At 37.8% G+C, this 23,637-nt stretch carries 26 protein-coding genes; all 26 read left to right on the top strand.

Going from position 1 to position 23,637, the window contains the following annotated elements; translation table 11 throughout:
• The first annotated feature begins 147 nt into the window (after nt 1-147).
• The gene (locus tag IGL17_RS10205) at nt 148-867 is read left to right on the top strand and encodes a response regulator transcription factor (protein WP_002384140.1); all 720 of its coding nucleotides are present in this window, start codon (nt 148-150) and stop codon (nt 865-867) included.
• Between the two features lie 23 nt (nt 868-890).
• Nucleotides 891-1,601, top strand: a complete 711-nt coding sequence (locus IGL17_RS10200) for a hypothetical protein (RefSeq protein WP_025193371.1) — start codon at nt 891-893, stop codon at nt 1,599-1,601.
• A 16-nt stretch (nt 1,602-1,617) separates the two neighbouring features.
• Nucleotides 1,618-3,165 carry a glucosaminidase domain-containing protein gene (locus IGL17_RS10195; RefSeq protein ID WP_202255369.1) on the top strand — a complete coding sequence of 516 codons (1,548 nt, stop codon included), beginning with the start codon at nt 1,618-1,620 and terminating at the stop codon, nt 3,163-3,165.
• Nucleotides 3,166-3,383: 218 nt separating this feature from the next.
• Entirely contained in the window at nt 3,384-3,794 is a 411-nt protein-coding gene (locus IGL17_RS10190; protein ID WP_002356537.1) for a GtrA family protein, read from the top strand.
• A 77-nt stretch (nt 3,795-3,871) separates the two neighbouring features.
• Entirely contained in the window at nt 3,872-5,356 is a 1,485-nt protein-coding gene (locus IGL17_RS10185) for a nicotinate phosphoribosyltransferase (protein WP_002356538.1), read from the top strand.
• 2 nt (nt 5,357-5,358) lie between these two features.
• The gene (gene nadE / locus IGL17_RS10180; protein ID WP_002356540.1) at nt 5,359-6,186 is read left to right on the top strand and encodes an ammonia-dependent NAD(+) synthetase; all 828 of its coding nucleotides are present in this window, start codon (nt 5,359-5,361) and stop codon (nt 6,184-6,186) included.
• Nucleotides 6,187-6,355: 169 nt separating this feature from the next.
• Nucleotides 6,356-8,185 (top strand): heavy metal translocating P-type ATPase, encoded by a 1,830-nt coding sequence (locus IGL17_RS10175; protein WP_002367160.1) that lies wholly within the window; start codon nt 6,356-6,358, stop codon nt 8,183-8,185.
• A gap of 91 nt (nt 8,186-8,276) precedes the next feature.
• Entirely contained in the window at nt 8,277-8,561 is a 285-nt protein-coding gene (locus tag IGL17_RS10170) for a (4Fe-4S)-binding protein (protein ID WP_002356543.1), read from the top strand.
• Nucleotides 8,551-8,826, top strand: coding sequence for a GNAT family N-acetyltransferase (locus IGL17_RS10165; RefSeq protein ID WP_002356545.1), 276 nt, complete (start codon nt 8,551-8,553; stop codon nt 8,824-8,826). Before IGL17_RS10170 ends, IGL17_RS10165 begins: the two co-directional genes overlap by 11 nt.
• A 167-nt stretch (nt 8,827-8,993) precedes the next feature.
• Nucleotides 8,994-9,230: a preprotein translocase subunit SecG gene (secG, locus tag IGL17_RS10160; RefSeq protein WP_002356546.1), complete on the top strand. Its 237-nt coding sequence runs from the start codon at nt 8,994-8,996 to the stop codon at nt 9,228-9,230.
• Between the two features lie 145 nt (nt 9,231-9,375).
• Nucleotides 9,376-10,149: an alpha/beta hydrolase gene (locus IGL17_RS10155; RefSeq protein ID WP_002389815.1), complete on the top strand. Its 774-nt coding sequence runs from the start codon at nt 9,376-9,378 to the stop codon at nt 10,147-10,149.
• Nucleotides 10,149-12,518, top strand: a complete 2,370-nt coding sequence (rnr, locus tag IGL17_RS10150; protein ID WP_016618414.1) for a ribonuclease R — start codon at nt 10,149-10,151, stop codon at nt 12,516-12,518. The genes IGL17_RS10155 and rnr overlap by 1 nt, the downstream gene beginning before the upstream one ends.
• A 12-nt stretch (nt 12,519-12,530) precedes the next feature.
• Complete coding sequence (gene smpB / locus IGL17_RS10145; RefSeq protein ID WP_002356550.1) at nt 12,531-12,995, top strand: SsrA-binding protein SmpB; 465 nt, start codon at nt 12,531-12,533, stop codon at nt 12,993-12,995.
• A 302-nt stretch (nt 12,996-13,297) separates the two neighbouring features.
• Complete coding sequence (atpB, locus tag IGL17_RS10140) at nt 13,298-14,017, top strand: F0F1 ATP synthase subunit A (protein ID WP_002356551.1); 720 nt, start codon at nt 13,298-13,300, stop codon at nt 14,015-14,017.
• Nucleotides 14,018-14,065: 48 nt separating this feature from the next.
• Nucleotides 14,066-14,287, top strand: coding sequence for an ATP synthase F0 subunit C (gene atpE / locus IGL17_RS10135; RefSeq protein WP_002356552.1), 222 nt, complete (start codon nt 14,066-14,068; stop codon nt 14,285-14,287).
• Nucleotides 14,288-14,424: 137 nt separating this feature from the next.
• Nucleotides 14,425-14,955, top strand: coding sequence for a F0F1 ATP synthase subunit B (atpF, locus tag IGL17_RS10130; protein WP_002365031.1), 531 nt, complete (start codon nt 14,425-14,427; stop codon nt 14,953-14,955).
• Nucleotides 14,942-15,484: an ATP synthase F1 subunit delta gene (gene atpH, locus IGL17_RS10125; protein ID WP_002356554.1), complete on the top strand. Its 543-nt coding sequence runs from the start codon at nt 14,942-14,944 to the stop codon at nt 15,482-15,484. Before atpF ends, atpH begins: the two co-directional genes overlap by 14 nt.
• Before the next feature lie 28 nt (nt 15,485-15,512).
• Nucleotides 15,513-17,069 (top strand): F0F1 ATP synthase subunit alpha, encoded by a 1,557-nt coding sequence (gene atpA / locus IGL17_RS10120; protein WP_002356555.1) that lies wholly within the window; start codon nt 15,513-15,515, stop codon nt 17,067-17,069.
• A gap of 15 nt (nt 17,070-17,084) precedes the next feature.
• A complete protein-coding gene (locus IGL17_RS10115) occupies nt 17,085-17,993 on the top strand; it encodes a F0F1 ATP synthase subunit gamma (protein ID WP_002359606.1) in 909 nt (302 codons plus the stop codon).
• A gap of 73 nt (nt 17,994-18,066) precedes the next feature.
• Nucleotides 18,067-19,473, top strand: a complete 1,407-nt coding sequence (atpD, locus tag IGL17_RS10110) for a F0F1 ATP synthase subunit beta (protein WP_002356558.1) — start codon at nt 18,067-18,069, stop codon at nt 19,471-19,473.
• Between the two features lie 16 nt (nt 19,474-19,489).
• Nucleotides 19,490-19,909, top strand: coding sequence for a F0F1 ATP synthase subunit epsilon (locus IGL17_RS10105; protein WP_002356559.1), 420 nt, complete (start codon nt 19,490-19,492; stop codon nt 19,907-19,909).
• 188 nt (nt 19,910-20,097) lie between these two features.
• Nucleotides 20,098-20,334 (top strand): DUF1146 family protein, encoded by a 237-nt coding sequence (locus IGL17_RS10100; protein ID WP_002356560.1) that lies wholly within the window; start codon nt 20,098-20,100, stop codon nt 20,332-20,334.
• A gap of 102 nt (nt 20,335-20,436) precedes the next feature.
• Nucleotides 20,437-21,738 carry a UDP-N-acetylglucosamine 1-carboxyvinyltransferase gene (gene murA / locus IGL17_RS10095; RefSeq protein ID WP_002356562.1) on the top strand — a complete coding sequence of 434 codons (1,302 nt, stop codon included), beginning with the start codon at nt 20,437-20,439 and terminating at the stop codon, nt 21,736-21,738.
• A gap of 13 nt (nt 21,739-21,751) precedes the next feature.
• A complete protein-coding gene (locus IGL17_RS10090; protein WP_002356564.1) occupies nt 21,752-21,928 on the top strand; it encodes a DNA-directed RNA polymerase subunit beta in 177 nt (58 codons plus the stop codon).
• A 127-nt stretch (nt 21,929-22,055) separates the two neighbouring features.
• On the top strand, nt 22,056-22,424 hold the full coding sequence (locus IGL17_RS10085) for a PTS glucitol/sorbitol transporter subunit IIA (RefSeq protein WP_002356567.1): 369 nt from the start codon (nt 22,056-22,058) through the stop codon (nt 22,422-22,424).
• 4 nt (nt 22,425-22,428) lie between these two features.
• Nucleotides 22,429-23,598 carry an AI-2E family transporter gene (locus IGL17_RS10080; RefSeq protein WP_002381494.1) on the top strand — a complete coding sequence of 390 codons (1,170 nt, stop codon included), beginning with the start codon at nt 22,429-22,431 and terminating at the stop codon, nt 23,596-23,598.
• Nucleotides 23,599-23,637: the final 39 nt, after the last annotated feature.

The following is a 23,637-nucleotide window of genomic DNA, read 5'->3' as shown; positions in this document are numbered from 1 at the left end:
CTAGACAGCCTTGTTTTTATTCGATAAAATTTAGTAATAACAATCATTTTTTGAAAACTAGTAGTTGGTAATTTTTATTTATTAATAGAATATAAATAAAAATTATTATATTTTGAAGGGGAATATTAGGAAGATTGAGGTGGAAAAATGGAAAAATATACAATTGGTGTCGTTCCTTTGACAATTGAAACAAAAGAATACTGTCAAAATTGGTTTGTTAGTAATCAAGTAGAATGTCAGATCATCCAAGGAACAAATATACTTCTTCATTTGCACCATATTGATGGATTAGTGATTGAAGTTACTGATCACCAGCAAGTAAATACTTGTTGTGAGTTATTAATGACAATTCGCAAGCAGTCAGACTTGCCAATTTGGTTATTTTCTCGGACAGAAGCAATTAGTAAAGTCAATCGAATTATTTATTTACAATTAGGCGCAGATGGCGTTTTTGATCATTCTTATGATCGTCAAGAATGCATGTTAAGCATGAGTAATTTATTGCAACGTGTAAAAAGACGTTTTTATCCTAAATTAGCTATTGCAAACGAGGAACAAACAGTTACTAAGAATCTTTCTGAGAGATTGTATTTAATTGCGCCAAATTTGAGTGTTTGCTTGGGAAGCGGAGAAGAAATTCTTTTAACAAAATTGGAATTTTTCACAATAGAGTATTTATACAAACACGCAGGACAAACAATTACATATGAAGAACTCTACAAAAATGTCTGGAAAGATACTGCGAATGAACGAAAATATCGTGTCGCTAATGTGATTTTCCATTTGCGCAAAAAAATTGAACAAGATGTGAACAAACCACAATATATCAAAACAATTCGTTCAAAAGGCTATATGTTAACGGTGTAAAAGGTATGAAGGAGGAGAAAAAGATGTGGCAATTTTTGACTAAAAACAATGAAGATGAGGAGTATGAGAAGATGCCGGATTTTGAAAATGAACAATCGATGAAAGCACAACCAACGGTAACAGAAGAAGCAATCTTTGATGACGATGTCGTTTATGCAAAAGAGCAAGCCGCAAAAGTAAAACAGGTCCAGCAAGAAGTGCCGACTGAACTGTCAGAAGAGTCATTTTCTTTTGTTGAAAAACTAGAAGAAGAAAATCAACTACATCAGCAATCCATTAAAAAGCTAACGGAGCAATTATTAATGCAAACCAATGAAGTGGAAGCATTACAAAAACAAGTAGTCGAAAAAGATGTTCAACTTAAACATGTTAAAGAAACGTTAAGTGAAAAAGAAGCAACTATCACTTCTTTACAGAAACAATTGTCTGAAGAAAAGATGCAACCGAGACAGACTAGCGAAGAGAACTTAGACACAGCCGTTACGCTTTCTCAAAAAGAAATTGGTGAAGTCTTATTAGAAGCCAAACGTCAAGCAAAAGAAACAATTGCTCAAGCTAACCAACAAGTTGCAACGGTTCATGAAGAAATGGAACAACGTTTAGCAACTTTAACGCGCATGAAGCAAGTGGCAAGAGAGTACCAAGCTTATTGTGAACAAATGCTAACCATCAAGAATGAATCAACAGGAATGTACCAACAGATAGAGCAATTATTAGCAGAAATAAAGAGGTAAATGAAGGAGAAATGCGATGAAAAAAAGAAAGGCAAGATATTTGAAGTTGGTATGTCTTGGAGTCTTAGGGACTTATGCTGGCGCCAGTTACTACAATTCGGAACCATTAATCGCTCAAGAGGAGACCGAAACGAGTCACGAAAACCGACAGCTAGTACTGGAAGAAAAAAGAGCGGACCAAGTCAATCAAGACCAAGGAACTCTTACTTCTTCAACGCTGAACGAAACAATAATAAGTTCGTTTGAACAACAAGAAAGCTCAACACAAAATGACAGCAGTGACCATCCAGAAAATAATGTGAAACCTTCAGAATCTGAAAATAGTTTACCGCCACAAGAAAAGACAATTGCTAGTACTAAACCAACCGAATCGTTACAAAATGAGCAACCAGTATCTGAAGAGCATAAAGCGCTCACTGAGAAGTCACCTCATAATCAGGAACCACAAAATTCTACATTAACTGAAAAGACCAAAGAGCCGTTGGTACATTCAGAGGTAGACAATAGTCAAGAAAAGGAAAAGCAAGCAGGAATTCAACAACAAGCCGAGGCAAATTTTGTTGTCCAAGAGAATGCTTCTACTTCTGAGTTTATTAGAAAAATCGGTGAAGAAGCACGAGTTATTGGTCAGCGACATGATCTATACGCTTCTGTCATGATAGCTCAAGCTATTTTAGAGAGTGGCTCGGGCAATAGTGCGTTAGCGGCGCCGCCAAATTATAATTTGTTTGGCATTAAAGGCGCTTATCAAGGTCAAAGTGTCAGCTTTCCCACACAAGAAGATGATGGTAAAGGGAAGATGACCACCATTCATGCCGATTTTCGTCAGTATCCATCCTATAAAGAGTCATTAACAGACTATAGTAAATTAATCATCAATGGGCTGGCTGGTAATCCAACGTTTTATCACGGCGTTTTGAAAGCAAACACGACGAATTATCAGCAGGCAACAAAATTTTTAACAGGTCGTTATGCAACGGATACATATTACGATAAAAAATTAAACGCGTTGATTGAAACCTATCAATTAACTGAATACGATCAAGAAAAGAAGAAACCAGTAGTGACTAATTTGGCAGAAGAAAAGAAACCTTCGTTTGATAAGGAAGTAGTCAAAGAACAGCTAAAAAAAGAAGCAGTCATCTATGAAGTAAGCAAAGGAGATTCTCTCGCCACCATTAGCCAGACGTTTGGTGTGTCAGCAACAGCCATTTTAAAGCAAAATTCAAAGACTCAAGAAATGTTTTATATTGGCCAAAAGATCACGATTCCTCAGCATACAGCGGCGACTTCTCTAGAACCGAAAGAACAAGCGTTACTTCAATCACTAATAATCAGTAAATCGGTGACTAATGCTTTGAAAACAGCAGAGCAATCAAATGGTAAAGCGAATGACTCAAAAACAGAGTCTACTGAGTATTATGAAGTAAAAAGAGGAGAGACACTCGCAAAAATTGCAAAAAAAACGGGCTATTCCTTAACCGCCCTCAAGCAGACAAATGACTTAACGTATTCTGTATTAACCGAAGGACAAACGATAGCACTTCCTAAGCTAAAGGACTAATGCTGATTTAACTTATTGGTTGATGGAGTCATATATTATTAGACGAAGAGAAGAGGAGAAGTTCATCCATGGATGAACTTCTCCTCTTCTCTTACTATGTTTTTCATAAATACCTTAATAAATAGTAAAATTAGCAAGAGAATTGTGTCTTTACACAAAATAGATAGGTTTTCTTGCCGAAGTTTGATAAAATGATTAGTTGAAAGGATGCGTGAAAATTGAAAGAATTATTTCGTAAATACCGAGAAGTATTGGCTTATTTATTTTTTGGTGGTGCAACGACTGTCGTCAACTTAGTTGTGTTTTTTGTTTGTCAAAATGTGTTAGGGTTGGATTACAAGATAAGTAACACAATTAGTTGGTTTTTATCTGTTCTATTTGCCTTTTTCACAAATAAATATTGGGTATTCGCAAGTAAGCATGAAAGCATAGCTGGTTTTTTTAAAGAAATGGGCTTATTTTATTGGTACCGAATTTTATCTTTTGTGGCTGATATGGGTTTAATGATTCTCCTAATTGATGGCATTCATTTTTCATCGTTTTGGGCGAAAATGATTACACAAGTTGTAGTAGTGATTTTAAATTATTTCTTCAGTAAATTTTTCATTTTTAAAGAAAAAGAGGTCTAAGCAGATTTTAGGCTAAAAAAAATTTTTTTGTTATAATATAAACAAGTTTTTAATACAAAGAATAGAGGTAGAAAACGATGGACTATACATATGCAGATGATAGTTTGACATTGCATACAGATATGTATCAAATCAATATGATGCAAACGTACTGGGAATTAGGGAGAGCAGATTTACATGCTGTTTTTGAATGTTACTTTAGAGAGATGCCCTTTAATCATGGCTACGCAATTTTTGCAGGTTTAGAACGTTTAGTCAATTATCTCGAAAATTTAACGTTTACAGAATCTGATATTGCATATCTCCGAGAAGTTGAAGAATATCCAGAAGATTTCTTGACGTATTTAGCAAATTTTGAATTTAAATGTACTGTACGCTCTGCTTTAGAAGGGGATTTGGTTTTTAATAACGAACCGTTAATTCAAATTGAAGGTCCTTTGGCACAATGTCAATTGGTAGAAACTGCCTTGCTAAATATGGTGAATTTCCAAACATTAATTGCGACAAAAGCGGCTCGAATTAAATCCGTGATAGGCGATGATCCTTTATTGGAATTTGGAACACGCCGGGCACAAGAATTAGATGCTGCCATTTGGGGCACAAGAGCTGCCTATATTGGTGGGGCGGACGCGACAAGTAATGTTCGTGCTGGTAAAATTTTTGGTATTCCGGTTAGTGGGACTCACGCCCATTCATTGGTTCAGTCGTATGGAAATGATTATGAAGCATTCATGGCGTATGCCAAAACACATCGGGATTGTGTTTTCCTTGTTGATACGTATGATACTTTGAAAGCGGGAGTGCCAAGCGCAATTCGAGTAGCTCGAGAAATGGGGGATAAAATTAATTTCCTAGGTGTGCGGATTGATAGTGGCGATATGGCTTATATTTCTAAACGAGTTCGTGAACAACTGGACGAAGCTGGCTTTACTGAAGCAAAAATTTATGCATCGAACGATTTAGATGAAAATACGATTTTGAATCTAAAAATGCAAAAATCAAAAATTGATGTATGGGGCGTGGGCACCAAGCTGATTACCGCCTATGATCAACCGGCTTTAGGAGCGGTGTTTAAATTAGTTTCAATTGAAGGTGAAGATGGTCAAATGAAAGATACCATTAAACTATCTAGCAATGCTGAAAAAGTGACAACACCAGGGAAAAAACAAGTCTGGCGCATTACACGTAAATCTGATAAAAAGTCAGAAGGAGACTATGTGACACTTTGGAATGAAGATCCTCGCCAAGAAGAAGAAATTTATATGTTCCATCCCGTTCATACCTTTATTAATAAGTATGTCCGTGATTTTGAAGCACGGCCAGTACTCCAAGATATTTTCGTTGAAGGAAAACGTGTGTACGAATTACCAACTTTAGATGAAATTAAACAGTATGCAAAAGAAAATTTAGATTCACTTTGGGAAGAATACAAGCGGGACTTGAATCCGCAGAAATATCCAGTGGACCTTTCAACAGATTGTTGGAATCACAAAATGAATTTATTGGAAAAAGTGCGTAAAGACGTTAAACATTTAACGGAAACGGTGAATAAGGAGGCCTAGAAATGACAACACTTCAAGAAAAAATCATTCAAGAGTTAGGTGTTTTACCGACAATTGATCCAAAAGAAGAAGTTCGTAAAAGTATTGATTTTCTGAAAGCTTATTTAACTAAACATCCTTTTTTAAAAACCTTTGTCTTGGGAATTAGTGGCGGACAAGATTCAACATTAGCTGGGCGCTTAGCACAATTAGCGATGACTGAAATGCGCGAAGAAACAGGAGATATGTCGTATCAATTTATTGCGATTCGCCTTCCCTACGGTGAGCAAGCAGATGAAGCTGATGCACAAGCCGCGCTAGCCTTTATCCAGCCAGATGTTTCTTTACGAGTGGATATTAAACCAGCAGTGGATGCAATGGTTGGTTCGCTAGAAAACGCTGGCGTTCAAATTAGCGATTTTAATAAAGGGAACATGAAAGCACGTCAACGTATGATTACACAATATGCAGTAGCTGGCGAAAATGCTGGCGCAGTAATTGGCACAGACCACGCAGCCGAAAATGTGACAGCTTTCTTCACCAAATATGGCGATGGCGGAGCGGATATTTTACCGTTATTTCGTTTAAATAAGCGCCAAGGAAAAGCTTTGCTGAAAGAACTTGGGGCACCAGAAGCCTTGTATCTAAAAATACCAACAGCTGATCTAGAAGATGACAAACCGTTAGTTGCAGATGAAGTTGCCTTAGGTGTCACGTATGATGCCATTGATGACTATTTGGAAGGCAAAAAAGTCTCGGAAACAGATCAACAAACAATTGAAAACTGGTATAAAAAAGGACAACACAAACGGCATTTACCCATTACAATTTTTGATGATTTTTGGAAATAAAAACACAGACCATCGGCGAATGAACGATGGTCTGTGTTTTTTTTTACATAACTACTTTTCAGAAAGTAAACGTTGCTACAGCAACTATCCTATGATAATGAAAGTCGTTTTCATTTAGGCGTTTTCACTTTCTTTTTCAAAACAGAAAAGGTACGCTCAATAATGTAAAGTGAATGATAGGAGAGAAAAAGAGATGAAGCATGTAACAAAATTGGGGATTACAATTATAACAGGAGTTTTGGCATTATTATTTGAATTTATTTTACATCAGCCGAATTGGGCGTATGGCATTATTTTAATAACAGGTTCTGTAATGGCGTTAATGATGTTCTGGGAAATGATTCAAACCTTACGTGAAGGAAAATATGGTGTCGATATTTTAGCGATTACCGCTATCGTCGCAACCTTAGCTGTGGGAGAATACTGGGCCAGTTTGATGATTTTAATTATGTTGACTGGTGGTGATTCATTAGAAGACTATGCCGCTGGAAAAGCTAACCAAGAGCTGAAGTCATTATTGGATAACTCGCCACAAAAAGCTCATCGCTTGAATGGCGAAAATTTAGAAGATGTTTCTGTTGAGGAAATCAATGTTGGCGATGAATTAGTAGTAAAACCAGGGGAACTAGTTCCAGTTGATGGCTTGGTAAAAACCGGGACATCAACAGTCGATGAATCTTCATTAACAGGAGAATCAAAACCAATTGAAAAAAATCCTGGTGATGAATTAATGTCGGGTTCCGTGAATGGTGATGGCTCTTTGAAAATGGTTGCTGAAAAAACTGTAGCCGACAGTCAATATCAAACGATTGTGAACTTAGTGAAAGAATCTGCGGCACGTCCAGCTCATTTTGTACGTTTAGCAGACCGCTATGCGGTACCTTTTACACTAGTTGCCTACCTAATTGCAGGTGTTGCTTGGTTTGTTTCGAAAAGTCCGACACGCTTTGCGGAAGTCTTAGTGGTTGCTTCGCCGTGTCCTTTAATTCTATCTGCCCCAATTGCTTTAGTGGCAGGGATGGGTCGTTCAAGTCGTCATGGGGTCGTTATTAAATCGGGAACGATGGTCGAAAAATTAGCTTCTGCAAAAACGATTGCGTTTGATAAAACAGGCACGATTACGCAAGGACAACTTTCTGTTGATCAAGTCCAACCAATCAATGCTGAAATAACTGCTGCTGAATTAGTGGGATTGGCAGCAAGCGTGGAACAAGAATCAAGTCATATTTTAGCTAGATCAATTGTTGCTTATGCCAGAAAGCAAGATGTCCCATTAAAAAATATTACAGATCTAGCGGAAGTTTCTGGTGCTGGCGTGAAGGCATTTGTGGATGGTGCTGAGATACGGGTAGGTAAAAAGAATTTTGTGACACAAGAGTCTCAAGCAACTGAAAAAATTGATAAAACGACTATTCATATTTCACGTAATGGCACATATTTAGGCCGAATTACTTTTACAGACACAGTACGACCAGAAGCAAAAGAGACTATGGAAAAATTACACCAATTACATCTTCAACGAATTTTAATGCTGACGGGGGATCAAGAATCCGTCGCAGAAACGATTGCTGCAGAAGTAGGAATTACCGAAGTACATGGGGAATGTTTACCACAAGATAAGTTAACCATTTTAAAAGAATTGCCTAAAGAAAATCATCCAGTCATCATGGTAGGGGATGGTGTAAATGATGCACCTTCGCTTGCTGCTGCAGACGTAGGTATTGCTATGGGCGCTCATGGAGCTACTGCGGCTAGTGAAACTGCTGATGTTGTTATTTTAAAAGATGACTTAAGTAAAGTCAGCCAAGCGGTCGAAATTGCCCAAGATACTATGAAAATTGCCAAACAATCTGTATTAATCGGAATTTTTATCTGCGTTTTACTAATGCTAATTGCTAGTACCGGGATCATTCCGGCGCTAATCGGGGCTATGCTACAAGAAGTCGTGGACACTGTGTCAATCTTATCTGCTTTGCGTGCTCGTCGAATTGGCAAGTAAGGTGGAACAATTAATTGCCTGAATGTCCAGCTTAGTGGTAAAATAAAGGTACGTTTTTAATATTAATAAGTTACAGGGGAGAGATTGTGCAATGAAAGGAAACCAAATAGATGGGCAACCAGTCACGGAAGAACAACTATTAAAAGAAGGCTACCGTAAATATACGGGGGAAGGAATTGATATCTTTTATAATAAAGATATTTGTGAACATATTGGTAATTGTGTTCGTGGAAATCCAGAAGTCTTTGAAGTTGGTCGGAAACCATGGATTATTCCAGATAACGGAAGTGTTGAAAATGACATGATTGTAGTAGATTCATGTCCAAGTGGTGCTCTAAAATATATTCGGAAAGCAGGGAACGAATATGCAAATTAAAGAAGAAAACAATCGTTTTGCTCTATATAACGATGAAAACCAAGAAATTGGTGAAATGACTTGGTCAGATGCTGGCGAAAGCATGATGATTATTGATCATACGTTTGTTGATCCAACTTATCGTGGACAAAAATTAGCTGAAAAACTTGTTTTAGCAGGTGTTGAAAAAGCGAGAAAAGAGCATAAAAAAATTATTCCGCTATGTCCATTTGCCAAAAAAGAATTTGATACTAAACCTGAATATGGAGACGTATTGAGAAAATAAAAAAGAAGCTAGCAATAGCCGCAAGTAGAAATCTGATTCCTACTTGCGGCTATTGCTATTAGAGACAAATAAGGAAAGACATTAAATTTCACTGGTGTTTACAGATAAAATATGCTACATTAAAGTAGATGAATTTCGCATATTTGTATAAAAAGGAGAATTAACGCATGTATAATCTAATCTTAACGTTGGTCATCATTTTATCTGTTTTAATCGTCATTACTGTTATGATGCAACCAAGCAAACAAAACAGTGCAGCAAGTGCCTTCACTGGCGGTGCAGATAAATTATTTGGGAAGCAAAAAGCGCGCGGTTTTGAAGCTGTTATGCAACGCTCAACAGCAGTTCTTGGCGCAATTTGGATGATTTTATTATTTGTTTTGGCGTTCTTATCTTCAAAATAAGTACGTAATCTTTTAAAATGACAAGTTTAGAACAGAGAGATGAGTGCGGACACTTATTTTTCTGTTCTTTTTCTTTCTGAAAAAGTCTTTGAAACTTATCATTTCGGAAGGTTTTCTTTTGAGAATATGATAGAATGAAGCTGAGGTGAGCGAAGTGGCAAAAAAAATCAATTTACCGAAGCCGTTATTTTCAGAAAAAGGAAAACGGGCGGTCCTTTTATTACACGCTTATTCTGGCAGCAGTAATGATGTACGGATGTTAAGCAGACGTTTAGAAAAAGAAAATTATACTGTCTATTCGCCTAATTTTTCAGGACATGGCACGCTAGTTCCTGAAGATATTTTAGATCAAACAACGGAACAATGGTGGCAAGATACACAAGAAGCAGTCGCTTTTTTGAGAGAAAGAGGTTACCAAGAAATTGCCATTTTTGGTTTATCAATGGGCGGGATTTTCAGTATGCATGCATTAACGGAACAATTAACAGGATTAATTGGTGGTGGATTTTTCTGTTCACCGATCTACCCTGTCGCAAATAAAGTCCCAGAAAATTTTGTATTATACGCAGAAAACGTGATGAAAATCGCAGAAGTTCCTGCAGAGGAACAACAAAGCCGGTTGCAATCGATTGAGCAACGAGTCAAACAACAATTAGGAGCGATTGAAACGATTGCTAGTCAGACGGCTGACAAACTAAACAAAATCCACGCACCTCTTTTCTTAGCGCAAGCTGGCAAAGATGAAATGATTGAGCCAATGGGCGTCTATCAAACGGCCCAAGCGCTAACACAAGCACGTGTGACCTTACAATGGTACCCAAACAGCGGACATGTCATTACGGTGAGTGGAGAACACAAACAATTAGAGCAAGATGTGGTGCAATTTTTAGCAACACTACCTTGGAATGAGGAGAAATAATGACAAAACAAACAATTAAAGAGCAAATTTTACATTTCATGGAAAGCCAAAAAAAGAAAAGCTTTTCAATGGAAGAAATTGCACAAGGCTTGAATTTAGAAAAAAGTTCAGATTTTAAAATTTTAGTGCAAACCATTGCACAAATGGAACGAGAAAAGTCAGTTAGTTTCAACAAAAAAGGCAAAGTCCTGTTACCAATAAAAGACTTATTAATAGAAGGAACGTTTCGTGCAAATGAACGAGGCTTTGGTTTTGTAACCATCGATCCTGAAGAACCAGATGTTTACATTCCTAAAGAGGCAACGAACTTTGCAATGGATGGGGACACGGTTTTAATCGACGTGATCCAACATGCGGATCCTTTTTCAGATCGCGGCGCAGAAGGTAAAGTCAAAGAAATTAAAGAGCGAGCAGTGAGCCAAGTTGTCGGAGAATTTGTGGCATATAGTGAAGAAGAAATGGCAGAAATGGGACTGTATGGCTACATGATTCCCAAAGATAAGAAATTGAATCAGTATACTGTATCAATTGCACCTGAAGGGATTAAGCCAGTAGATGGTAGCATTGTCATTGCTGAAATTACCTATTATCCAGATCAAGAATATCCAACAAGTATGGAAGGACTAGTCAAACAAGTGATTGGTCATAAAAATGATCCAGGAATGGATATTTTATCAATCGTGGTGGCTCATGGAATTCCCACAGCATTTCCTGATGAAGTTTTGGCTGAAGCGGACCAAGTACCAGAAACTATTGCAGAAAGCGATTTAGTCGGTCGTCGGGATTTACGTGATCAGTTGATTGTGACGATTGATGGAGAAGATGCGAAAGATTTAGATGATGCAGTAACGGTACAAAAGTTAGCAAATGGCAATTTCTTTTTAGGGGTGCATATTGCAGATGTTTCTTATTATGTAACTGAAGGAAGTCAATTGGATATGGAAGCGTATGAACGTGGCACAAGTGTCTATTTGACAGACCGAGTTGTGCCAATGATTCCGCAGCGATTATCAAATGGGATTTGTTCGCTAAACCCACATGTTCCACGTTTAACCATGAGTTGTGAGATGGAAATTACACCAGAAGGAGAAGTTATTTCACATGAAATTTTCCAAAGTGTAATCCAAACAACGGAGCGAATGACCTATACAGCAGTCAATGAAATTTTAGAAGAGCAAAAACCTGAAACGTTAGAACGCTACAAAGAACTAGTTCCCATGTTTAAAGAGATGGGCGAGCTGCACCATATATTAGAAGAGATGCGTATGCGCCGTGGTGCGATTTCTTTTGAAGATCGTGAAGCCAAAGTCCTAGTTGATGAAAATGGTCATCCCCAAGATATTCTTTTACGCACGCGTGGCGTGGGTGAGCGATTAATTGAATCCTTTATGTTGGCAGCCAATGAAACTGTGGCGCGTCATTATCATGACTTAAAACTGCCATTCATTTATCGGATTCATGAACAACCAAAAGAAGAAAAAATGCAACGTTTCTTTGATTTTGCTGCAGTACTTGGCATTCTTGTTAAAGGAACAAAAGAAAACATTTCACCGAAAGATTTACAAAAAGTTTTAGAGCAAGTTGAAAATAAGCCGGAAGAAGTGGTTATTAATACGATGTTGCTAAGAAGTATGCAACAAGCGAAATACTCAGAAGACAACTACGGACACTATGGGTTGGCCGCTGAATATTATACGCATTTTACTTCACCAATACGTCGTTATCCAGATTTAATTGTGCATCGTTTGATTCGCAGCTATAGCCAAGATCAATCTGAAAAAAATCAAGAAAAATGGAACGAAGCATTACCAGAAATTGCCAATCATAGTTCAAGTATGGAACGTCGCGCAGTTGATGCAGAGCGTGAAGTGGACGCTATGAAGAAAGCCGAATTTATGGTAGATAAAGTGGGAGAAACGTATGACGGGATCATCAGCTCTGTCACAAAATTTGGTATCTTTGTGGAACTGCCTAATACAATAGAAGGCTTAATTCACGTGAATAACTTAAAACAAGATTATTTCCACTTTATTGAAAATCATATGGCGTTAGTTGGTGAACGGACGGGAATGACTTTGAAAATTGGTCAGAAAGTTCAAATCCGTGTTGAAAAAGCTGATCCAGAAACAAGAGAAGTTGATTTTGAATTGATTTCAGCTGAGGAAGTCGCACCAGTCGAAGGACCAAAAGGACGTAAAAAAGGTAAAGCCAATTCTTCAACTCGGTCAAATAATCAACGAAGAAATAAAAAAGATGAATCATTTGATGGTAAGAAAAAGAAAAATAAGAAAAAAGGCAAAGGCAAAAAACAACCTTTTTATAAAGAAGCAATGAAACAAAAAAATAAAAAAGGGAAAAAGAAGAAGTAGAGGAGGTCGCTTATGCCAAAAGGGGAAGGAAAATTAATCGCACAAAACCGCAAAGCTAGACATGATTATTCAATTATCGATACGGTTGAAGCTGGGCTTGTTTTACAAGGAACAGAAATCAAATCTATTCGAAATGGTCGTATCAATTTAAAAGATGGTTTTGCACGAATTCGAAACGGAGAAGCCTTTTTGTATAATGTTCATATTAGTCCATATGAACAGGGCAATATTTTTAATCATGACCCATTACGTACCAGAAAATTATTATTACACAAAAAACAAATTAATAAGTTAATCGGCGAAACCAAAAATACAGGTATCACATTAGTACCTTTGAAGGTCTATATTAAAGACGGCTATGCCAAAGTTTTGATTGGTTTAGCTAAAGGGAAAAAGCAGTACGACAAGCGTGAAGACTTGAAACGTAAGGAAGTTGACCGACAAATCAGCCGAACATTAAAAAATAACCGACGTTAAAAATGTAAATTTATTCTTTTTCGCATATTTGCTTGCCTTTCTTCGGATTAGGTGTAAAATCTGGTAAGTGTTGAGTAAATGAATGTAAATGATTCATTTTTTAATCGCTTCGGAAAGCAGTACCACCCTGCATTAGATTGGTTTATGGAAAAGGTTTTCCAACCAATTTTCAACACATGAAATTTTAAAAGTAAACTATTTGTAAATTATCAACAAGTGGTGGTACGATAGCTTTGCCAGGGATTATCACTCAGGAGTAGGATGAAACTTCTGAAAGATTGTTGGAAAAGAGGTGAATTGATTTGGAAGAGAAGAAATTACTCTTCAATATCGGACCAATTTGGTTTGATGGAACCATTGTTTTGATGGTGCTGTTGACGTGTATCATTGTTTTCGCCTTTGTCTATGCTTGTACGAGAAATATGAAGCTACGACCTAAAGGCAAACAAACGGTCATCGAATGGTTAGTGGATTTTATTCGTGGAATCATTACAGACAATTTACCTCGTAAAGAAGTGAGCAATTTTCATTTAATGGCGTTTACCCTGTTCATGTTTGTACTTGTTTCAAACATCTTGGGTCTCGTTACAAAAATCGTTGTGGGCGACGATCTCAGCGTTTGGAAAAGTCCAACCGCCGATCCAATCGTAACCTTAACGTTAGCGATGATGATGATTGTCTTAACACACTTCTTTGGTATGAAACGCTTTGGTTTTAAAGGCTATCTAGTTAATAGTTATTTAAGACCCGTTGGTTTCTTACTACCGGTAAAATTAATGGAAGAATTCACGAATCTATTAACATTAGGCTTGCGTTTGTACGGAAACATTTTTGCCGGCGAAGTTCTATTGGGCTTGATTGCTGGAACCGTAGCAAGCGTTGGATTATGGGTTATCCCACTAGCAATTCCGCTAGAAATGATTTGGGTAGCATTCTCAATCTTTATTGGATGTATCCAAGCGTTTATCTTTGTGACACTTTCAATGGTTTATATGTCACACAAAATTGAAACAGAAGAATAATCAAGAAATACGAAGGACAAAAATTATCTTTTAGGAGGATTTTACACAATGGAAGGATTAAATTTTATCGCAGCAGCAATTGCAATTTTCGGTTCAGCTATCGGAGCCGCTATCGGTAACGGACAAGTTATTTCAAAAACAATCGAGTCAATGACTCGTCAACCAGAAATGTCTGGTCAATTAAGAACAACAATGTTTATCGGGGTCGCTTTAATCGAAGCTGTGCCAATTTTAGGTGTCGTTGTTTCTTTATTACTTTTATTCAGATAAGCAATAAAATGGAGGCAGGACGCTGATTATTATCGGGACCGTCACTGCTTTCTTCTATCTTTAGCCTTTTCAATAGCTGGTGATAAAGCAGTTGAAGAAGCTAAATCGATTTTTGCAGGAAAGGAAGTTGAGACTTCATGCTACTTACTACATTGGTAGTCGGTGAAACGGCTCCTAGTACCACACTAGGCACGATGATTGTTGTCAGTGGTGCATTTTTAATCTTGATGCTCTTATTAAAGAAATATGCATGGGGAGCAATCGTAGATATTTTGACACAACGTGAAGAAAAAATTGCCAACGATTTAGACTCTGCAGAACAATCTCGCGTAGCAGCAGCGAAAATGGAAAAAGAACGTCAACAACAATTACTTTCTTCCAGATCAGAAGCAGCTGAAATTATTAAAAACGCGAAAGAAAGTGGAGAACAGACTCGCCAAAAAACATTAAAAGAAACAACTGCGGAAGTTACTCGCCTACGCGAAAAAGCTCGGACAGATATTTCTCAAGAACGTGAAGAAGCATTGTCTTCAGTAAAAAATGAAGTGGCAGATCTTTCTCTTCAAATTGCAGCCAAAATTTTAAATAAAGAATTAACACCAGATGCACATGAAGCATTGATTGATTCTTATATTGAAAGTTTAGGTAAAGCAAATGAAACTAGATAAATATACAGTTGGTAAACGCTACGGCAAGGCTTTGTTTGAGTTGGCAGTTGAAAAGAACCAAGCTGAAGCAATTTATCAAGAATTATTGACGCTTCGCGAAGTCTATCACCAAGTACCTGGTATCGGCGATATTTTAAGTGATGATCGCTTAGAACCTTATGAAAAAGACAGCATCATGGAAAAACTAGTAACAGGTTTTAGTGAAATGATGCAAAACTTTTTGCGAGTGGTTTACGAATATCGTCGCATGTACGATCTGCTCTTGATGATTGATGAATATGAACGACGTTATGATGAGCACCAAGGACTAATTTTGGGTTCAGTGACAACAGCCATTCCTTTATCAAAAGAACAACATCAAGCAATGGAAGAAAAAGCTGCCCAATTATTAGGGTATGAACAAGCGCATTTAGTCAATTTAATTGACCCGTCAATTGTCGGCGGAGTGGTTATTGAAGCAAACCATCAAGTAATCGATGGCAGCATCCGCAAACAATTAGAACATATGCAGCAGAAGTTATTAAAATAATCTTTAGGACTACAAAGAGGTGAATTGAATGGCTATCAAAGCAGAAGAAATCAGTGCCTTGATTAAAGAACAAATCGAAAACTATCAACAACAGCTTGCTGTTGAAGAAGTTGGAACAGTCACTTACGTCGGTGACGGAATTGCCCGCGCCCACGGTTTAGAAAATGCCATGAGTGGAGAACTTGTTGAGTTTTCAAACGGTTCATACGGAATGGCACAAAACTTAGAAACAAATGATGTAGGGATTATTATCCTTGGCGATTTTGAAACCATTCGTGAAGGAGATAAAGTACAACGCACAGGCAAAATCATGGAAGTACCCGTTGGGGAAGCTTTGATTGGCCGTGTTGTTAATCCATTAGGTCAACCATTAGATGGTTTAGGCGAAATTAAAACAGACAAAACACGTCCTGTGGAAGCAACAGCTCCCGGTGTTATGCAACGTCAATCTGTTGCTGAACCAATGCAAACTGGTTTAAAAGCCATTGATGCCCTAGTACCAATTGGTCGTGGACAACGGGAATTAGTTATTGGAGACCGTAAAACAGGGAAAACATCGATTGCAATTGATACAATTATTAACCAAAAAGGACAAGATGTAATTTGTATTTATGTAGCGATTGGTCAAAAAGAATCTACTGTTCGTAACCAAGTAGAAACACTTCGTAAATTTGGTGCCTTAGATTATACAATCGTTGTGACTGCAGGGGCTTCACAACCAGCACCATTACTTTACATTGCACCGTATGCAGGAACTGCAATGGGTGAAGAATTCATGTATAACGGCAAACATGTCTTAATTATTTTTGATGACTTATCAAAACAAGCCGTGGCTTATCGTGAACTTTCTCTACTATTACGCCGTCCACCAGGTCGTGAAGCTTATCCAGGGGATGTCTTCTATTTACACTCACGTTTATTAGAACGTGCAGCTAAATTAAGTGATGAATTAGGTGGCGGTTCAATGACAGCCTTACCATTCGTTGAAACACAAGCAGGCGATATTTCTGCTTATATTCCAACAAACGTTATTTCAATCACTGATGGACAAATTTTCTTAGAAAGCGACTTGTTCTATGCAGGCACTCGTCCAGCCGTTGATGCTGGGTTATCTGTTTCTCGTGTCGGAGGATCAGCGCAAATCAAAGCAATGAAAAAAGTTGCCGGAACGCTTCGTTTAGACTTAGCTAGTTACCGTGAGTTAGAAGCCTTTACACAATTTGGCTCTGATTTAGATGCGGCAACACAAGCTAAATTAAACCGTGGTCGTCGTACGGTAGAAATTTTAAAACAAAAACTACATGCGCCACTGCCTGTAGAAAAACAAGTCTTAATTTTATATGCGTTAACACACGGCTTTTTAGATAGCGTGAGCGTAGATAAAATTTTACACTTTGAACAAGATTTATTCGATTATTTTGATGGCAAACATGCAGACTTATTGGAAACTATTCGTACAACGAAAGACTTACCAGATACTGATGCATTAGATGCAGCGATTACAGAGTTTTCTGAAATGTTTGCAGCGGCAAACAACAGCGGAGATTCAGCCAAAGAAGCTTTAGAAAAAATCGATAACGCATAAGAGAGGTGAGCGACATTGGGTGCTTCATTAAACGAAATCAAACAACGCATTGCATCAACAAAAAAGACAAGCCAAATTACCAAAGCGATGCAAATGGTTTCTGCAGCCAAATTGACCAAGTCAGAAGGCGCCTCTAAAAGCTTTCAAGAATATTCTTCAAAAATTCGTAGTGTCGTTACGCATTTAGTAGCTGCTCAGTTAAGTGAATTACGTGAAACAGAACAATCTTCTCTTAGTGAAGGGAACTATCATGTGATGTTAGCACAACGACCTGTCAAAAAAACAGGCTATATCGTTATCACTTCTGACAAAGGGTTAGTTGGTGGCTACAATAGCTCAATCTTAAAACAAACCATGAGTATGATTCAAGAAGACCATGATTCTAATAAAGAATATGCCTTAATCGCCATTGGTGGTACAGGGGCGGATTTCTTTAAAGCACGCGGAATCGATGTTTCCTATGAGCTAAGAGGCTTAACGGATCAACCAACGTTTGAAGAAGTCCGTAAGATTGTGACAACGGCAACGACTATGTACCAAAACGAAGTGTTTGATGAATTGTATGTTTGTTATAATCACCACGTTAACTCACTAACGAGTCAGTTTCGTGTGGAAAAAATGTTGCCAATTACTGATTTAGATCCATCAGAGGCGACCTCTTACGAACAAGAATATCTTTTAGAGCCTTCACCTGAAGCAATCTTGGATCAATTATTACCACAATATGCAGAAAGCTTAATTTATGGGGCGATCATTGATGCGAAAACAGCAGAACATGCTGCTGGGATGACCGCCATGAAAACAGCCACTGACAATGCGCAAAATATTATTAGCGATTTAACAATTTCTTATAACCGTGCTCGTCAAGGGGCGATTACCCAAGAAATTACAGAAATTGTTGCTGGTGCAGCTGCACTAGAATAATCTAGTCTTACGTTTGAACGTTTATAAAAACGTTCAAAGCGTGTGACTTTATGAAGACTGGAGGAAAGAAATTATGAGTTCAGGAAAGATTGTTCAAGTAATCGGTCCCGTTGTTGACGTGGAATTTTCATTAGATCAATCCTTACCCGATATTAACAACGCTTTAGTCGTTTATAAAAATGGCGAAGCAAAACAAAAAGTAGTACTTGAAGTCGCTTTAGAACTAGGTGATGGAGTGATTCGTTCTATCGCCATGGAATCGACAGATGGTTTACAACGTGGAATGGAAGTTATCGATACAGGAAAATCAATTTCAGTTCCTGTTGGTAAAGATACATTGGGTCGTGTGTTTAACGTTTTAGGAGACACAATTGACTTAGAAGCGCCATTCCCTGCAGATGCTGAACGTAGTGGGATTCATAAAAAAGCGCCAGCATTTGATGAATTAAGTACCAGTAATGAAATTTTAGAAACAGGGATTAAAGTTATTGACTTATTAGCACCTTATCTAAAAGGTGGTAAAGTCGGACTTTTCGGTGGTGCCGGTGTTGGTAAAACCGTCTTAATTCAAGAATTAATTCATAATATTGCCCAAGAACATGGAGGGATTTCCGTCTTTACTGGTGTTGGTGAACGGACACGTGAAGGGAACGACCTGTACTATGAAATGAAAGATTCAGGCGTTATTGAAAAAACAGCCATGGTTTTTGGTCAAATGAACGAACCACCAGGTGCACGGATGCGTGTGGCCTTAACTGGGTTAACGATTGCTGAATATTTCCGTGATGTGGAAGGACAAGACGTGCTATTATTTATTGATAACATTTTCCGTTTCACACAAGCCGGTTCAGAAGTTTCTGCCCTTTTAGGTCGGATGCCGTCAGCCGTAGGTTACCAACCAACCTTAGCGACTGAAATGGGACAATTACAAGAACGGATTACTTCAACGAAAAAAGGATCAATTACCTCTATTCAAGCAATCTATGTTCCAGCCGATGACTATACCGATCCAGCGCCAGCAACAGCGTTTGCCCATTTGGATGCAACAACTAACTTGGAACGTAAATTAACCGAACAAGGGATTTATCCAGCGGTAGATCCGTTAGCTTCATCTTCTAGTGCCTTGGCTCCTGAAATTGTTGGAGAAGAACACTACGAAGTGGCTACCGAAGTGCAACATATTTTACAACGTTACCGTGAATTACAAGATATCATCGCTATTTTAGGGATGGACGAATTATCAGATGACGAAAAAGTACTTGTTGGTCGCGCACGCCGTGTTCAATTCTTCTTATCTCAAAACTTTAACGTTGCTGAACAATTTACAGGTCAACCTGGTTCTTATGTACCAGTTGCGGAAACAGTTCGTGGCTTTAAAGAAATTCTTGAAGGTAAACATGACAATCTGCCAGAAGAAGCCTTCCGTAGTGTCGGTAAAATTGAAGATGCCATCGAAAAAGCGAAACAATTAAACTACTAGAAAGGCGGCAAACACAATGGATAGTCTTACTGTGAATGTAGTAACGCCGAATGGTCTAGTTTATGACCACCATGCAAAAATCGTTGTGGCGAAAACAACAGATGGTGAAATTGGTATTTTACCAAAACATGCGCCAATCATCGTTCCGCTAGCGATTGATGAAGTCCGCATCAAACGGACCGATTCAGATACACATGTTGACTGGGTAGCTGTAAATGGTGGTATCATGGAAGTCCGTGATAATGTCGTTTCTATTATTGCCGATAGTGCCGAACGTGAACGAGATATCGATGTACCTCGTGCTGAACGAGCAAAACAACGAGCAGAACGTTTAATTGAAGAAGCCAAAGCAAAAGACGACCGCGATCAACTACGTCGTGCGACTGTTGCTTTGCATCGTGCAATCAACCGGATCAACGTATCGAAACATGGGTAAAAAAGGCTGAAGGATTCAGTCACTTTTGTAGAGTTTAAGGCGCTTGCTATTGAGTCAGGTGCCTTAAACTCTATTTCTTCGTATTTTTTAATAAATAGTGTCAAATTTTGGCATTTCAAGTGGATTAATTATCGGTTTTTATTATTTTGTGATAAAATGTTCCTACGTTAGAAAAAAGGAGGCTCCTTATGCAATACTATGGAGTAGATGCTATTGTTCGAATCGTTAGTCATCTTATGTTCATTTACATAAGTTTTTGGGCGTTGCAATCATTGCGTATTGAGCAATTTTTCAAAACCCAATTTACACCGCAAATTAGAATGTTGATGGTATTTTTCGCCATCGCTATCGGATACACAGTTAGCTCGTTTGCTTTAGAATTGATTGCGCTTTGTCGAAATCTTTTCATTGTGTATTTTCCTTAAAAATTGAAAAATAAAAAAAGGTACAATTTTTAGTTGAATAATGGTATAATAGTAAAGATTTTGAATAGGAATACCTATTCTCATTTTTTTGGGGGGAACAAAATGGAACAAATTATTGTTCATGGTGGTAATACAAAATTAGAAGGAACTGTAAAAATTGAAGGCGCCAAAAACGCTGTTTTACCAATTTTAGCAGCTACTCTTTTAGCTGAAGAAGGCGTTACTACTTTAAAAAATGTACCAATTTTATCTGATGTATTTACAATGAATCAAGTAATTAAGCATTTGAATGTAGCCATTGATTTTGATGAAGACGCGAATGAAGTAACAATAGACGCAACACAACCTTTAGGGATCGAAGCAAACTATGAGTACGTTAGTAAAATGCGTGCTTCTATCGTTGTAATGGGACCTTTATTGGCTCGTAATGGTCATGCCAAAGTGGCAATGCCAGGTGGCTGTGCCATTGGCAAACGACCAATTGACTTACACTTAAAAGGCTTCCAAGCATTAGGTGCAAAAATCATCCAAAAAAATGGTTACATTGAAGCAATTGCGGATGAACTAATCGGTAACACTATTTACTTAGACTTCCCAAGTGTCGGCGCTACGCAAAATATTATGATGGCTGCTGTTCGTGCGAAAGGAACAACCATCATTGAAAACGTTGCTCGTGAACCTGAAATCGTTGACTTAGCAAACATTTTAAACAAAATGGGTGCCAATGTTATCGGTGCTGGGACAGAAACGATGCGTATCGAAGGCGTCGATAAATTACATGCCGTAGAGCATTCAATCGTTCAAGATCGAATTGAAGCAGGTACGTTCATGGTAGCTGCAGCAATGACTGAGGGCAATGTTTTAATTGAAGAAGCAATTTCTGAACATAATCGTCCGCTAATTTCTAAATTAACTGAAATGGGTGCAATCATTGAAGAAGAAGAAAACGGCATCCGTGTAATTGGACCAAAACATCTAAAACCAACAGATGTTAAGACAATGCCGCATCCTGGTTTCCCAACAGACATGCAAGCGCAAATGACAGCGATCCAAATGTTTGCTGAAGGAACAAGCATCGTGACAGAAACAGTCTTTGAAAATCGTTACCAACACTTAGAGGAAATGCGTCGAATGAACGCTGACTTAAAAATTGATGGCAACATCGCCGTTATTAATGGTGGCAACGAGTTACAAGGAGCAGCAGTGGAAGCCACTGATTTACGGGCAGCTGCCGCATTGATTTTAGTAGGGTTACGTGCAAATGGCATTACACGTGTCTCTAATTTGAAATATTTAGATCGTGGCTATTATGAGTTCCATAAAAAACTTCAAAAATTAGGCGCGAACGTTGAACGCGTCAATGATGAAAAAATTGAAGAAAAACAAGCAACGACAGTAATCTAAAGGAGTCAAACGTATGAGTTCATTTCGTTATATTTTAGTAACATTATTGAAAATTCTAGTGGTCATTTCGTTAGTCATTATCTTATTTGTTGTGGGAACAATGATTGGTTATGGTTTGATTGGAAATGGGAATCCGATGGATGTCTTTGATGAAAAAATTTGGACTCATATTATGAACTTCTTTAAATAAAAACTTATTTTAAGGCGGTGAACAAAAGTCAATTGACGATTGTTCATCGCCTTTTCTTTTTCCTGAATATCTATTTTATTCTATGCTATAATAATAGAAGTAAGATAATGAAGGAGTGGGATGGAAGATGCAAGCAACCGTAACAGAAATAGGCAAACATGCAATCGATGATTCAGAAAAAATGATTATTCTTTTTGGTGAAACTGCTACCGATACCTTGAAGCAACATGCAGTTATTCAATCATTCCCAGAAAAAGACCAAGTTACCTTGGCAGAAGGAGATCATCTGAAAATTGGCGATACAAACTATACAATTACAAAAGTGGGTTCTTTTGCCAATAGTAACTTGCAAAGTATCGCTCACAGCACTTTAATCTTTGCTGATGCACCAACCGATGAGGATGATGTTATCCGAAATGGTGTTTATTTAACGCCCCATCAGTTACCAAAGATAACTATTGGAACAACAATTGATTATTTAGTAAATGGAGCGTGAATCAATGGATAAAAAACAAACGACTGATAAACGCCTGTCTTGGTTTTGGCGTTGGTTTTTAAATAATCAAGTAGTAACAGCCTTACTGATTGTCTTATTGGTACTGTTAATTATTCTAACTTTTACGAAAGTTTCTTATTTATTTAAGCCCGTCTGGCAGTTTTTTGGCGTTGTCGGCTTACCAGTAATTATGGCGGGGATTTTATATTATTTATTAAATCCGATTGTCGATTATTTAGAGAAAAAACAAATCTCACGTGTCTGGAGTATTATCGGCCTATTTATTTTAATTGTGGCACTACTCATTTGGGGTGGTATTGTAATCGTTCCTAAAATTCGTGAGCAATCTGTCAGCTTTGTGAATCATTTTCCTCAATATATTGATACAATTGATCAAAAATCGCAGGAAATATTAAGTGATCCACTTTTCGCACAATTTAGAGAACAACTTGAAGCGGCAGGCGATAAAGTTGTCAGTTCGTTAGGTACTATTATTAAAAACGTCTCAACGTTCACAGTACAAGGAATTGGTAATTTCTTTGGGGCGGTGGCTACGATCTTTGTCGCCATCATTACGATGCCCTTTATTCTATTTTATTTACTGAAAGATGGCAAAAACTTAGCGCCATATTTAATGAAGTTTTTACCAGTGAAGATGCGTAAACCAACCTTAAAAGTTCTTGCAGAAGTCAATGATCAAGTCTCTTCTTATATTAGAGGACAATTAACTGTCGCTTTCGCAGTGGCAATTATGTTTATGATTGGTTTTTCTGTCATTGGCTTAGATTATGCAGTCACTTTAGGTATTGCAGCAGGCTTTTTAAATTTAATCCCTTATTTAGGGTCATTTTTAGCCATGATTCCAGCAGTCTTTTTAGGAATTGTCAGTGGGCCAGCTTTGTTAATTAAAGTCTTGATTGTTTTTGCCATTGAGCAAACGGTCGAAGGTCGGTTTATTTCACCACTTGTCCTAGGCAGTCAGTTATCCATTCATCCAGTCACCATTTTGGTTGTTTTATTAACGTCTGGTAAACTATTTGGGATTGTCGGGGTGATTTTAGGAATTCCTGTTTATGCCGCAGCTAAGGTGATAATTACACACATTTTTGAGTGGTACCAAATTGTTTCCGGTTTGTATGATGAAGATAAGCCAGATCAACAAGAATCTACGTAACAAAAGAGACAAGCAGTGAACGAACTGCTTGTCTCTTTT

Source organism: Enterococcus sp. AZ088 (genome assembly GCF_051714845.1).
Classification (GTDB): Bacteria; Bacillota; Bacilli; order Lactobacillales; family Enterococcaceae; genus Enterococcus; species Enterococcus faecalis.
The sequence above is the reverse complement of the archived record's forward strand: the minus strand, read 5'-3'. Positions and strand labels throughout refer to the sequence as shown.